Here is a 13,795-nt window from a genome sequence, read left to right as displayed (position 1 = left end):
TTTTTACAAAAATACAATTTATGACTAAGAATGAAAAGGTTGAATTTGTTATAAAAACCTTAAATAATTTATATCCGGAAATACCCATTCCTCTGGAACATAAAGACCCTTTTACGCTCTTGATTGCTGTTTTAATGTCGGCTCAAAGTACCGACATACGAGTTAACCAAATAACGCCTTTGTTGTTTGAAAAAGCCGATAACCCATACGATATGGTTAAACTTACTGTTGAAGAAATTCGAGATATCATAAAGCCTGTGGGGTTATCTCCTATGAAAAGTAAGGGTATTCATGGGCTATCAAAAATACTCATTGAAAAACACCATGGTGAAGTACCACAAAGTTTTGAGGCCTTGGAAGCCTTACCAGCTGTAGGTCATAAAACGGCTAGCGTAGTTATGTCACAAGCTTTTGGCGTGCCTGCATTTCCCGTTGATACACATATTCACAGACTGATGTATCGATGGACTTTAAGTAATGGTAAAAACGTGGTACAAACCGAAAAAGATGCCAAACGTTTATTTCCTAGAGAATTATGGAACGATTTACATCTACAAATAATTTGGTATGGTCGAGAATATTCACCCGCTAGAGGCTGGGATTTAGAAAAAGATATTATTACCAAAACAATTGGCAGACAAGCTGTTTTAAATGAATATCGTAAATTAAAAAAGTCCTAATAATTTCTTATTAGGACTTTTGAAACTTAGTTTAGAAGCGCTTCAAACTTCAATTTATTACAATTTATAACACTTAAAGCCTTAGAATAATTTAGAAGAAAATTAATCGTTTCTTCTTTCGGTTCAAAATCATTTAAATTTTTTAAAGAATTTTTCTCAGAGTAAAGTTTTGCCATTTTATCAAGTTAAGGGTTTATTTAAACCAATAACGCATCAAAATTTACTTTATTGTATCAATTAGTTAAAACTATGTTATGCTTATCTATTATTTTGCGCAAATTAATAAGTGCATAACGCATTCTTCCCAGAGCTGTATTGATACTAACGCCTGTTTTATCTGATATTTCCTTAAAACTCATGTCACTATAAATTCGCATTAAAAGCACCTCTTTTTGATCTTCAGGTAGCTCGTCAACCAATCGTCTTACATCATGTTCCACTTGTTCTTTAATGATTGTTTTTTCAGCATTTAAACTCGTATCACTTAACACCGAAAAAATACTAAACTCGCCAGCATTATCAAATTTTGGCATTCTGTTGTTTTTTCTAAAGAAATCAATTACCAAATTATGGGATATACGCATCACCCAAGGTAAAAATTTACCTTCCTCGTTATAAGCCCCACGTTTTAGAGTGCGAATAACTTTTATAAAAGTATCTTGAAAAATATCTTCAGCGACATCCCTATCATATACTTTTGAATAAATAAAACTGTAAATTTTTTGTTTGTGCCTAATAATGAGTGTTTCTAAGGCACTTTCATCACCATTAATATAGTTGCTAACCAAGGTAGCATCCGAAATAAGTTCGTGTTGCATAATAATTACTTTTAATGCATAGAAGAGAGCTTCTTTGCTTGGGGTTAATAGTTTAAAAGTAATAGTATGCTATAGGCAAGCGTTGATTTAATTGCTGTTAATAACATCAAATATAACAACAATCATTCCTAAAAAACAAAAAATGGAACTTTTTTTTAACTTTTATTTTAGTTAACAACCATTTTAATTGCTGACTTACTTGTAGTATCTTTGTTTTCATTTTTTCCATAAAAGCCTATGAATACTAGTATTTCTGAAGTAAATCCAAAAGAAAATATCATTATTAAAGGGGCAAAATTGCATAACCTTAAAAATATTGATGTTGTCATTCCCAGAAATAAATTGGTGGTTATCACGGGTTTATCCGGTTCCGGTAAGTCAAGTTTAGCTTTTGATACGCTTTATGCCGAGGGCCAAAGACGCTATGTGGAAAGTTTGTCGAGTTACGCACGTCAGTTTTTAGGGCGTTTAAATAAGCCTAAAGTAGATTATATTAAGGGTATTGCTCCTGCCATTGCTATCGAGCAAAAAGTAAATTCAACAAATCCTCGTTCAACCGTTGGCACTACTACTGAGATATATGATTATTTAAAACTGTTATTCGCTAGAATTGGTAAAACCTATTCCCCTGTTTCTGGAAACGAGGTAAAAAAAGATACTGTAACCGATGTGTTAAATTATTTAAAAACATTTCCTGAAGGTGAAAAACTACTCCTGCTCTCGCCTATTTACCTTGAAGAAGGAAGAAGTATGGAGGATAAACTCAAAACCCTAAATCAACAGGGATACGCTAGGATAAAAGTTAATGAAAGTGTTAAAAGGATTGATGAGATTAACTCTGTTGCCAAAAAAGACAAAATTTTGCTGGTTGTTGATAGGGTTATTATTAAAAAAGAAGAAGATTTTTTTAATCGTTTAGCAGATTCCATCCAAACGGCGTTTTTTGAAGGTAAAGGTGAATGTATTATTGAAACTTTAGGTGATACTAAACAACGTGAGTTCAGCAATAAATTTGAATTGGATGGTATTAGTTTTTTAGAACCTAATGTACATTTGTTCAGTTTCAATAACCCTTATGGTGCGTGCCCAAAATGTGAAGGATATGGCGATATTATAGGAATTGATGACGATTTAGTGATTCCAAATACTGGACTTTCGGTTTACGAAAACGCCATTTTTCCCTGGCGCGGAGAAAGTATGAGTTGGTATAGAGACCAATTGGTAAATAATTCCCATAAATTCGATTTTCCCATTCACAAACCCTATTTTAAATTGAGCGATGAAGAAAAACAACTTATTTGGGATGGCAACCAATATTTTGAAGGTTTAAACTCGTTTTTTGCTGAACTGGAAGCCAAAGCCTACAAAATTCAAAATCGAGTGATGTTATCGCGCTATCGCGGAAAAACCAAATGCAAAGCTTGCAATGGTAAGCGTTTAAGAATAGAGGTAAATTATGTAAAAATATCTGGTGCCACCATTACAGATTTGGTTGAAATGCCTCTAAATAGATTAGCAAATTTCTTCAATCAGTTGGAATTGAATGATCAGGATACTAAAATTTCCAGCAGATTGTTAAAGGAAATCAATAATAGATTATTATTTCTGAGCAATGTTGGATTGGATTATTTGACTTTAAATAGGAAATCAAATACCCTTTCGGGTGGTGAAAGTCAGCGCATAAATTTATCCACCTCATTAGGAAGTAGTTTAGTAGGTTCCATGTATATTTTGGATGAACCTAGTATAGGCCTGCATCCAAAAGATACAGAACGTCTGATTTTAGTTTTAAAACAGTTACGTGATTTAGGAAATACCGTAATTGTTGTTGAACATGACGAAGATATCATGAAAGCGGCTGATAGCATCATTGATATTGGTCCAGAAGCAGGTACTTTTGGAGGAAATGTCGTGGCCAATGGAACTTACGCAGATATTCTAGCTTCGAATTCATTAACAGCAAAATATTTAAATGAGACTTTCAAGATTGAGGTACCAAAAAAACGAAGAACTTCAAAATATCATGTAGATATCATTGGTGCTCGTGAAAACAACCTTAAAAATATAGATGTCCGTTTTCCATTAGGTATGTTAACCGTTATTACAGGGGTTTCAGGAAGTGGAAAAAGTACTTTGGTTAAAAAAATACTGTTTCCAGCTTTACAAAAAAAATTGACTGATTTTGGTGATAAACCAGGTCAATTCACTTCCATAGATGGTAATTTCAGCAACATAAAACAGATTGAATTTGTCGACCAAAACCCAATAGGCCGTTCGTCACGTTCAAACCCTGTTACTTATATAAAAGCCTACGATGACATTCGAGCATTATTCGCAAAACAGAAATTAAGTGCCATTAGAAATTATCAAGCTAAACATTTTTCTTTCAATGTAGATGGAGGCCGCTGTGAGACTTGTAAAGGCGAGGGTGAAGTAACTATTGAAATGCAATTTATGGCCGATGTACATTTGGAATGTGAAACTTGCAAAGGTAAACGCTTTAAAAAAGAAGTACTAGAAGTTACATTTGCCGATAAAAATATTGATGATATTTTAAACTTAACTATTGACGATGCTATAGCGTTTTTTGAGGCTAATAAACAAGAAAAAATAAAAACAAAACTTCAACCATTACAGGATGTTGGCTTGGGTTATGTTACTCTTGGACAGAGTTCTTCGACGCTTTCAGGTGGCGAAGCGCAGCGTATTAAATTAGCTTCATTTTTAGGCAAAGGAAATAGTAAAGACAATGCCCTTTTTATTTTTGATGAGCCTACTACTGGTTTACATTTTCATGATATTCAAAAGTTATTGAAATCGTTTAACGCTTTAATCGAAAATGGACATTCCATAATTGTTGTTGAACATAATTTAGAGCTCATTAAGTGCGCCGATTATATTATCGATTTAGGACCAACAGGTGGTGAACACGGCGGTAATTTGGTAGCTAATGGAACGCCTGAAGAAATAATTGAAGTTAAAACCTCAGAAACCGGAAAGTATCTAAAAGAAAAACTTTGATTTATTTAATAGCCACTTTTTTTAATAGAATAAAAAAGAGAAACCAGTCAGAATTATAAAAGCTAAAGGCATTACCAACATTAAGAAAACGAACGAGATGACCCCACTTTTAAATAGGCTTAAAAACCAATGCTGCCTATAAAAACGTTTTATAGCTATAAAAAGATAAATAAATGTAGACAAAGCGATAAACCAATCTATCCAATCTGGTATATCCCAAAATCTATTTATTCCAAAAATTAAACTAAATACCATAAATAAGAAAGAAAAATAATAAAAGCTAAAAACTAAATGGTGGGCATAAGTGCCTTTCTTGAAATAAAACACTTTTAGCAAAAAAGCAAAAAGTGGCAACAAAAAGAACATAGCAATAGGGATACTGTTAAAAAAAGTATTGATGATGGGTGACAATCCCCTATTCTTATAAAACTTAAGCATTTGCTCATAAAACTTACGTTTAAAAAAACCTGCATCTTCGGTTAATCCCATTTCCTTGTAAATGAGACTATCTTCAGCTCCTGAAGCTATTAATGAATCTACCGATTTCTGATTAAAATCAAAAGATGTAATAATACCTTTAGATTTTTTAGTATCCATTTTAATTAAGGAATCTGCTTTTTTTAAGTCCTCATCTTTTAAACCAATAAACTGTTTATTATCATTTAATGGCTTCATTAACTTAGCTATCTCTGCAGAGTCAAGTTTTACTTTATTAGTGTCTAAATAATGATCTGATGTCTCAGAATTATCGAAATCCTTTTTTAAAGCTGCATCTGTTTTACTTGCAAATTCTTGAACAGAAAATGAAATAACAAAAAAGAAGATGACTGATATGAAAAGATACATTTGTGCGGGATGTAAAAACAAAAGTCGCTTGCCCTCTAAAAACTTTTGTGCTAAATAACCTGGTTTTAACATCAAAGGAATAAAACTCTTAAAAAATCTTGCATCGAATGAAAAGTAGTTACTAATTGTGTTATAAAATAAAACACCTAAAGTTAAATCTTCATTAGTCTTTTGTCCACAATGCGGACAAAACTCAAAACCATCCTCAAATTCTTTTTCGCAATTGGCGCAGTTAAGGGTTTTCTTTTCCATAATCGTTGATTGGTTTCCATAAAAGTAATAAATATTTTAAAACTTCAGTCTAGTCTTAATGAGGTATAAATGCAACATCATGTGATTTTTAAACTTTTATTTATTTATGTTATTTTTTGAATAATCAAAACCGGTTGCTGCTTTTTATAATTGATAATCAATTACTTAATCAAAATTTAAAATTTATGGCACGCTGTTTGTATTATACGGGTATAACACATTAAAACATACAATTATGAAAAAGTTTATATTTTTATTGGCTGGTTTATTCCTTACAGGATTTACTGTTAATGCAGGTACAACTAACACCTATGCAAACACTTCAGCAACTTATTATGGGGGTTATGGTAACTCTTTCATATTTGTAGAGGATGGCATAGAGTTTTCGGTTTTTCGTGATGGACAATTCGACTTTAATATTTTACGCGGTAATTCACGTTTAAATGTTTCAATTGGTTCACCTAACCTAAACATTAGTTTTAATTCGGGTTTCGATTATAATGCCTATGTTCAATATGATGAATTTGGCGCTGTTATACAAATTGAAAATACCCCTATTTACTATGATTATTATGGTCGTGTAAATCAAATTGGAAATGTAAACATTCATTATAACAACTTTGGTTTTATAAATCGCGTTGGAGGTTTATTTGTTCACTATAACAGATATAATGTGTTTTCACACTATACAGGTTTTATAAATATTTATAATAGAGCTTACGTTTACAGACCATGGCATCGTTTTTACAGTATTCCAGCATACGATTATTGCGTGGTTTACAATAGACCTTATAGACAGTTTTATACTCCTGTAAGATATATTTATAACAGACCGTTTTATAATAATTTCAGACCTAGAACTGCAATTGCTAGTAGACGTGGCAACAACATAGAAAGAAATAGAAGTTATGCAACTGTAAATAGAAGTGCTCGTAATATAACTAGAGTTAACACTTTTGCCAATTCCAGAAGAGCTGTCGCTCAAAATAATTCAATTGAAAATAGAAATACGGTAAGACGTGATAATAATATTAACAATAGAGCAGTAAACTACAGGTCTAATACTAGTAACAGAGAAGTTATAAGAAATAATAAAGTGGTTAGAAATAATCCTCAAGTAAATAATACGAAAATAACTAGAGAAAACGTTAATAGAACTAGTAGGCCTGATATGAACATGAACACAACGAGCACGAGAACAGCAGCTAGAAATACTAATAATAGGATTTCGCAAAATCCAAATAATGATAAAATTCGTACATTTAACAGAAGTAATAATACAACTAGAAATACACAATCAACTCAACGTGCTGTTAACAAACCAAGAGAGGTAAAGCAGGAAAGGAGTTTTAATAGATCTACACAAAGTAGCAGACCAACCGCTACTAAAAGTAGAAGTAATTCTAGCGAAAATATAAGATCGACAAATAAAAATAGACAGTCATAAAAATTTTGGTTGGTTAGTTTGGAAAGCCCTGCGATATGTTTGCCTCAAAGCAACATCGTGGGGTTTTCTGTTTAACACATAAAACAAACTGTAAACTTTTAAAAAGAATGGGCTTTTATTTTAGTCTTAAATAACGCTTGATAAGAATTGAAATGTCTTCAGAAAAATTGAATTTATAAACTACAAAAACATACAATCCCGTTACCAAAACAGATTTTAAAGCTATATTAATAAATGGGTTGAATGGAAATTCCCAAAAATATAAGCCTAGAGCACAAACCGTTATTAAAACACTTATCTTTAGTGTACCCATGGTAAAAGGTTTTATCTTGAATTTTACATACACAAAATAAAGTTTTATTGTGTTATAAATAAAAACGGCTAAAAAAGTGGCTAAAGCCGAACCATTTATACCATACATGGGTATAAAAACCATATTTAAAAGAACCATTAAAACAACTAAAATAACACCCATTAATAATACCATTCTATAATAGTCACTATTAAACAAAATAGCATTATTACTACCTAAAACCGTATCGTAAAGTTTGGTCAGGCTAATAATAAATACAACAAATAATCCATTACTAAATTCCTTAGGTATTATTAAATATAACTGATTAATATTCAGTACAATCAATAAAAAAATAAATCCAGCAATAATAAATAAGGTCAATGAGCTTTTTTTATACAACTCTTCAAGAGCGCCAAAATCCTTTTCATTTAAATATTTCGCAGACAATGGTAACAATATTTGATGCATTGAACGTTGAGGCACAGCAATTACTGCAGCTATAAAAATAGCAACATTATAATAGGCAATTTCCTTTATGTCTATATAATACCCTAACATCACTTTATCAACATCTAAGAGAACCGTCGCTATAGATCCCGCAATAATGATTAAAAAAGAATATTTTAATATACTGCTTAAGTTATTAACTCGTTTAAAGGTAATAATAGGTAATTTTATAATGAAAGAATTAACCATCATAACTAACATTCTTAATACATAAACGAGTACCAAGCCCCACATAAACTGTTCTATGTCTATAAATGTAAAATACAATAAAAACAGAAGTATCATCGCACCTGCTCTATGAAAAACCTCTTTCATAAAGTTTCCAAAAACTGTTTGCATTTGTACTTTTGCCCAGGCAAAAAATACTTCAAAATAGGCCAATGAGATAGCTATAATTATAGTATGCCATAAATAATTTTTAATGATTGGGTTTTTAATGGAAAGAAAATTTGCTATAGTTTCATAACAGAAATAAGTAATTAAACATAATGGAATGATAAAAATTATAGGTAAATAAAGCATGAGCGTCAAAAAGCTGTTTAGAGATACACGTGTTTTAAAACTTGAATAGAATTTAACCAATGTATTATGAACACCAAATGCCATTAATGGCATGATAACTAAAGCCAAAGACAACATGTAACCAACCATTCCATAATATTCATCCGTCAAAAATTTGGTATAGAGAAACAACGTATTAACTGCACCAATAATAAAACCCAAATAGGTGGAAACTACATTCTTAAAAGATTGTGTGGCAACAATTCCCATTATATAAATTTTGATAGTGATTGTGTGAGCATCTTCCTGTGGTACTTTTGCAGGCCAATAGGTCGCGATTGTAATGTTTTATTTTGATAAGCCTTATAATGGTCTAATATAATAGATTTCAGTGATTCGTAATCAGTGTAATTAAAGTAACTACCTGTGTTGGTTTCGTTAATAATTTTTTCAACATCGGAGTCTTTTGGACCTATTGCAACAATCGGTCGATTAGATACCATGTATTCAAATAATTTACCAGGGATAATACATTTTGTTTCTTCGGAATTAATTTCTATCAATAATAAGACTTGCGATTTTTTTTGATAAACAACTGCTTCATTATGTGATATATAACCTATATTATTAATATAATTACTTAAATTATAATTATGGATAGAATTCAATACTTCCTCACTCACAAAACCAATTAAATTAACCTGAACCGCTTTTGAAAATTCAACGTTTTCTTTAACTATATCGTTTAAAACTTTCCATAAAACTTCTGGATTTCTTTTTGACAATAAAGAACCTATATGCGACAAAGTGAATTTTGTATCCATTTTGAAGTCTACCGTTTTTTCATTATCATAACCATTAGTGATAACTTCTATAGGTTTATTCGTAATTTGTTGAAATTCCAATTTAGTTTTAAAACTGGTAACAATAATTTGATCTGCATTATTAAGAACCTGTCTTTCTAAAGTTTTATGTTTGTTTTTAGAAGCTCTAATGAGTTTTAGTTGTTTGTGGTAGCCTATGGTTGTCCATGGATCTCGAAAATCTGCCAACCACTTCACACCTAACCTATTCTTTAATTCTTGCCCAATAAGGTGCAAACTATGTGGCGGTCCTGTGGTTATTATAGTATCGATATGTTCTTTTGAAATGTAATCTTGAAGGAAATCAACCGATGGTTTTACCCAACTTTTACGAGCATCGGGAATAAAAAAATTACCTCGAATGAAAAGCATTAATTTCTCAATTAAAGATTGCTTCTTTTCTTCGGAAATAATACCCTTACTTATAGTTTTAGCTGATTTTTTTGAGAACCAGCTTGCAAACTTATAAGGTTCACTAATGGGTAGCTTTAAAATGGTTAAATCTTTTGAAACTTCAGTTTGTAAACTATCATCCACTATGGGGTAATTTGGATTTTCTGGTATGTAAACTATTGGTTCAATACCAAACTCTGGCAAATATTTCACAAACTTTAACCAGCGCTGAACTCCAGGACCACCTGCTGGTGGCCAATAATAAGTGATGATGAGTACTTTTTTAGGCACTTTTTTGTTTCTTAAAATCATAAAACAAACCTCCTAGCAATAATACCCCGAGTAAAATAGAACTTGCCAACGATATTTTACTGCCCGTTTTAACCACATCTGGGTCAAATTTAAATTCAATGGTATGTTTTCCTGCAGGTATCTTCATACCACGTAAAATATAATTTACTCGTAAATGAGCCACCTCTTCGCCATCAAGGAGAGTTATCCAGCCTTTTGGATAGTAAATCTCTGAAAATACCGCAAAACCATCATTTGAGTTATTGGATTGATAATTCAAATAATTAGGTTTTACTTCAATTAATTTAATTGATGATAACGTATCTAACATAAAATTATCGTTTAGGCTTTTATCTTTAACATTGCTTTGTGGTACGGTATAAATTGCTTTACGTTTATTATCTAAAGAATCTAATAATTTAATCTCTTCATTAGCTGAATCTACTCTTTTCAAACTTTCAACAAACCAAGCATTTCCGTTGGCTTCATCATTTTGATAAGGGAACATATTGCCTTTTTCGTCTTGAGCAATGATATATTTGGTGTTAAGCATATTAAGCACATTGATATTATTTTTTGAGATATACCAATCAAAAACCTCGCTGTAACGCCTTAATTCAGCCGCATTATAACCATTTAATGAATTATGAAAATAGGAAGGTTTTGAAGGACCAGAAACTAAATCAAAAACTCTGAAATGTGTTGTATCCTTTAAAATTTCTTTATCAACCGCATTGGCTTGAAATGGTTTACTCATCACCAATCCTGGAACAAAATCATCATTGTTCACATAACGCCTATCTACGCCAACCAAATCAAATAAAATTAAAGCACAAAATATAGTAATTACCCATTTTTCCTCTAGTTTTTCTTTTAAAAACATAAAAATGGTACCAGCCGAAAGCAAAACCAAAATCAAAGTTCGTGTGGTATCTTGAGTGAAAATAGTTTTTCTATCTTCTTTTATAGCGTCCATAAAGTCTTGACCATAATTCTGGCGATAATAGCCATCGTTAACACCAACAAAATCAAATAACGAGGATTTGAATAACAAGAAAATAAGCGCAATACCTCCAGTGATGATGGTCGTGTATTTTAATGCTTTAAGTTTATCTTCTTTCTTTTCCAAATTATTAAAAAGTCTTACCAATCCAAACATCGCTAAAACGGGAATACATAACTCTAAAATGACCTGAATGGATGATACGGCTCTAAACTTGTTGTAAAGAGGGACATAATCAATGAAAAAATCAGTTAAAAACCCTAAATTTTTACCATAGGAAAGTAATAATGAAAAAACAGTACCCCCTAAAAGCCACCATTTCAAGCGCCCTTTAACTAAAAACAAAGCGAGCACAAACAAAAACAAAACAACCGCCCCCACGTAAGCTGGTGCTTCCACAATAGGTTGGTCACCCCAATACATAGGGGCGCTTTTTGCAAAATCCCTAGCATCCGTTGTAGAAGCTCCCAATTTTCTTACAGCTTCATAGGTTGCAGACTCTTTACCAACATCCTCACCATTGCCACCACCCATAATACGTGGAATAAACAGATTGAAAGTTTCAGTAATACCATAACTGAATTGGGTTATATAATCTCTATCTAACCCAGAAGTCACTTCTTTAGGACTTCCATCTTCATTAATGGTTAATTCACTTTTACTGCGTTTACTCTCTTTCACATATTCTTTCGTAGCTAGTATATTGGTAGCATTTAGAGCTATAGAAAGTATTACAGCTAAAACTAATACTCCTATTGATTTGAAATAATGTGGTAGTATCTTCTTTTTAAAAGCATCTATGAAATAAGTTATTCCAAGAATAATTACCAAAAACATCAAATAATAAGTCATTTGAAAATGGTTAGCCACCAACTCCAATCCCATGGAGATGGCAGTCAATAAAAAACCTAAAATGTATCTTTTTTGAAAAACCAATAAAATACCGCTTAAAACCAGAGGCATATAGGCAATAGCATGCGCCTTACTATTGTGCCCAACCCCCAAAATAATGATTAAATACGTTGAAAAGCCAAACGCTAAAGCTCCCAAAGCAGCAAGTTTAAAATCGACTTTTAAGACCAATAAAAGAATGTAGAAACTGACAAAATAAAGAAATAAATAATCGGCTGGTCTTGGTAAAAATCTTAGCGCTAAATCCAATTTCTTTATATAATTATGGGGATATTTTGCTCCTAATTGATAGGTTGGCATGCCGCTAAAAGCACTGTTGGTCCAATAGGTTTCTTCACCTGTTTTTTCCTTAAAATCTTTTTGCTGTTTACTCATACCAATAAACTGCACAATATCGTTTTGGTATATTTCTTTTCCGCCTAAAACAGGATTAAAATAAGCTAAGGCCACAACTATAAAACCTACTAAAATTAAAATGTGGGGAAGTATTTTTTTTGGTGAAATGGTCATTAAAATAATTGTTAGTTAATTCGAAAATTAATCAATTTCTTCGTAATCTATATAATCACCAACATCTTTATTTGAAGTTTTAGTATTTGGTATCTTATCTATTGTTACTTCACCTTCTTTTTTAGGTTTTGATTGTTGATTATGTTTTTGAAACTGCCCAAATTGCTCTCCAAATCGTTGCTCTGCTTTCTTAGCAACAAACTTTATCAGGAATGGAGCGAATAAGCGTGCCAATATTTTAATTCCAAAATAAACCAACAGAATGATGAGTATCATTCTTACAAATCCAGTAACAGATGCATATTGCATAATCAATTATTTTAAACAAAAATACAATTCTAAATATTTAAAAAAGGTTGAAAAATGATAAAAAAATTATAAAATATCTATATTTGAAAAGCCTTTAGCCAAAAAACCTAAAGGCATAATAAAACTTAATTATTATGAGCCCACATAAATCTATCTTATTTTTTTTAGTGGTTTTAATCACTTCAAATGTATTTTGCCAATACACCGATGTTATAAATTCTAACCGTCCAGGAGTTTCGAGAAGCGCTTTTTCTGTTGGTACAAATGTAGCCCAAATAGAAATTGGCCCCTACATGGTTAATGAAAAACACACCCCTTTAAAATATGAGGTTTCAGGATATGGAATTGATTTTGCGGCTCGATACGGATTGTTGTTTGAAGAATTAGAATTGAATATTGAAGGTACTTACCAAAATGATACATTTACAGATAATAGGTCTAATATTCCCTTTGATAATGACCGAGCTAACTTCAAATTTTTAACTCTTGGCGCAAAATATTTAATTTACGATCCCTATAAAAATTCTGAGGATGAAAAACCAAATCTTTACAGTTGGAAAGCTAACCACAGTTTCAAATGGAAATCACTAATACCAGCAGTATCTGTATATGTTGGTGCGAACTATGATGCTAAAAACAACCCTTATATTGCTCCAGGCGTAGAAGGTTTTAGCCCAAAAGTCATGATTGCTACTCAAAACAATTTTTCTGGTGGTTGGGTTTTTGTTTTAAATCTTATAAAAGATAGAATAGGAACAGACCAATCAGATTTTCAATATATTTTAACATTAACCCATTCCTTCAGTCCAAAGTGGGTCATTTTTGGTGAAACTCAAGGCATTAAAAGCGATTTTTATGCTGATAATCTAATTAGATTTGGTGGTGCCTATTTATGGGGAAAAGATTTTCAGCTAGATACCGCATTAACATTTAACACCAAAGACACGCCTTCTGTTATGAACATAACCTTAGGCGCTTCATATAGACTTGATTTCCATAAGGATAAAGAAATTGATAATGGTAATTCTGCTGAAGATGAAGGTAAAAGGCGATCCAACAGAAAAGGTGTAAAGAAAAGTAAAAATGAAGAAGATTCCGATACTGTTAAAAAAAGGAAAAAGAAGGAAACTGACTTTGGCAACTAGAA

Annotated in this window: 11 protein-coding genes; 4 read left to right on the top strand and 7 right to left on the bottom strand. The window is 31.7% G+C overall.

What is annotated here, in order from left to right:
* The first annotated feature begins 20 nt into the window (after window positions 1-20).
* Window positions 21-680 (top strand): endonuclease III domain-containing protein, encoded by a 660-nt coding sequence (locus ABD963_RS06725; RefSeq protein ID WP_345276189.1) that lies wholly within the window; start codon window positions 21-23, stop codon window positions 678-680.
* 26 nt (window positions 681-706) lie between these two features.
* Here ABD963_RS06725 and ABD963_RS06720 read toward each other — a convergent pair whose 3' ends face one another.
* Together ABD963_RS06720 and ABD963_RS06715 are read right to left on the bottom strand one after the other, a co-directional pair.
* On the bottom strand, window positions 707-856 hold the full coding sequence (locus ABD963_RS06720; RefSeq protein WP_345276188.1) for a hypothetical protein: 150 nt from the start codon (window positions 854-856) through the stop codon (window positions 707-709).
* Window positions 857-913: 57 nt separating this feature from the next.
* The gene (locus tag ABD963_RS06715; protein WP_345276187.1) at window positions 914-1,498 is read right to left on the bottom strand and encodes an RNA polymerase sigma factor; all 585 of its coding nucleotides are present in this window, start codon (window positions 1,496-1,498) and stop codon (window positions 914-916) included.
* Between the two features lie 237 nt (window positions 1,499-1,735).
* On the opposite strand from ABD963_RS06715, the gene uvrA reads away from it, so the two are divergent.
* On the top strand, window positions 1,736-4,519 hold the full coding sequence (gene uvrA, locus ABD963_RS06710) for an excinuclease ABC subunit UvrA (protein ID WP_345276186.1): 2,784 nt from the start codon (window positions 1,736-1,738) through the stop codon (window positions 4,517-4,519).
* A gap of 21 nt (window positions 4,520-4,540) precedes the next feature.
* Here uvrA and ABD963_RS06705 read toward each other — a convergent pair whose 3' ends face one another.
* Window positions 4,541-5,617, bottom strand: a complete 1,077-nt coding sequence (locus ABD963_RS06705; RefSeq protein ID WP_345276185.1) for a DUF3667 domain-containing protein — start codon at window positions 5,615-5,617, stop codon at window positions 4,541-4,543.
* Between the two features lie 235 nt (window positions 5,618-5,852).
* Between ABD963_RS06705 and ABD963_RS06700 the strand changes: the two genes are divergently transcribed.
* Window positions 5,853-7,064, top strand: coding sequence for a hypothetical protein (locus ABD963_RS06700; protein WP_345276184.1), 1,212 nt, complete (start codon window positions 5,853-5,855; stop codon window positions 7,062-7,064).
* Window positions 7,065-7,179: 115 nt separating this feature from the next.
* Here the strand turns inward: ABD963_RS06700 and ABD963_RS06695 are convergent, their stop codons facing one another.
* The 4 genes from ABD963_RS06695 to ABD963_RS06680 are packed head-to-tail and all read right to left on the bottom strand — an operon-like array spanning window position 7,180 to window position 12,648.
* Window positions 7,180-8,637, bottom strand: a complete 1,458-nt coding sequence (locus ABD963_RS06695; RefSeq protein ID WP_345276183.1) for a lipopolysaccharide biosynthesis protein — start codon at window positions 8,635-8,637, stop codon at window positions 7,180-7,182.
* A complete protein-coding gene (locus ABD963_RS06690; RefSeq protein ID WP_345276182.1) occupies window positions 8,637-9,935 on the bottom strand; it encodes a glycosyltransferase family 4 protein in 1,299 nt (432 codons plus the stop codon). The genes ABD963_RS06695 and ABD963_RS06690 overlap by 1 nt, the downstream gene beginning before the upstream one ends.
* A complete protein-coding gene (locus ABD963_RS06685; RefSeq protein WP_345276181.1) occupies window positions 9,907-12,339 on the bottom strand; it encodes a YfhO family protein in 2,433 nt (810 codons plus the stop codon). Before ABD963_RS06685 ends, ABD963_RS06690 begins: the two co-directional genes overlap by 29 nt.
* Window positions 12,340-12,366: 27 nt before the next feature.
* Window positions 12,367-12,648, bottom strand: coding sequence for a DUF4834 family protein (locus ABD963_RS06680; RefSeq protein WP_345276180.1), 282 nt, complete (start codon window positions 12,646-12,648; stop codon window positions 12,367-12,369).
* A gap of 134 nt (window positions 12,649-12,782) precedes the next feature.
* On the opposite strand from ABD963_RS06680, the gene ABD963_RS06675 reads away from it, so the two are divergent.
* On the top strand, window positions 12,783-13,793 hold the full coding sequence (locus ABD963_RS06675) for a transporter (RefSeq protein WP_345276179.1): 1,011 nt from the start codon (window positions 12,783-12,785) through the stop codon (window positions 13,791-13,793).
* Window positions 13,794-13,795: the final 2 nt, after the last annotated feature.

The organism is Litoribaculum gwangyangense (assembly GCF_039543505.1).
Classification (GTDB): domain Bacteria; phylum Bacteroidota; class Bacteroidia; order Flavobacteriales; family Flavobacteriaceae; genus Litoribaculum; species Litoribaculum gwangyangense.
This window is presented reverse-complemented; position numbering and strand designations above follow the sequence as displayed.

Excerpts from the sequence above, each read along its gene's own strand:
- ABD963_RS06725 (WP_345276189.1), top strand. The coding sequence starts at position 21 with ATGACTAAGAATGAAAAGGTTGAATTTGTTATAAAAACCTTAAATAAT.
- ABD963_RS06720 (WP_345276188.1), bottom strand. The coding sequence starts at position 856 with ATGGCAAAACTTTACTCTGAGAAAAATTCTTTAAAAAATTTAAATGAT.
- ABD963_RS06715 (WP_345276187.1), bottom strand. The coding sequence starts at position 1,498 with ATGCAACACGAACTTATTTCGGATGCTACCTTGGTTAGCAACTATATT.
- uvrA (WP_345276186.1), top strand. The coding sequence starts at position 1,736 with ATGAATACTAGTATTTCTGAAGTAAATCCAAAAGAAAATATCATTATT.
- ABD963_RS06705 (WP_345276185.1), bottom strand. The coding sequence starts at position 5,617 with ATGGAAAAGAAAACCCTTAACTGCGCCAATTGCGAAAAAGAATTTGAG.
- ABD963_RS06700 (WP_345276184.1), top strand. The coding sequence starts at position 5,853 with ATGAAAAAGTTTATATTTTTATTGGCTGGTTTATTCCTTACAGGATTT.
- ABD963_RS06695 (WP_345276183.1), bottom strand. The coding sequence starts at position 8,637 with ATGGGAATTGTTGCCACACAATCTTTTAAGAATGTAGTTTCCACCTAT.
- ABD963_RS06690 (WP_345276182.1), bottom strand. The coding sequence starts at position 9,935 with ATGATTTTAAGAAACAAAAAAGTGCCTAAAAAAGTACTCATCATCACT.
- ABD963_RS06685 (WP_345276181.1), bottom strand. The coding sequence starts at position 12,339 with ATGACCATTTCACCAAAAAAAATACTTCCCCACATTTTAATTTTAGTA.
- ABD963_RS06680 (WP_345276180.1), bottom strand. The coding sequence starts at position 12,648 with ATGCAATATGCATCTGTTACTGGATTTGTAAGAATGATACTCATCATT.
- ABD963_RS06675 (WP_345276179.1), top strand. The coding sequence starts at position 12,783 with ATGAGCCCACATAAATCTATCTTATTTTTTTTAGTGGTTTTAATCACT.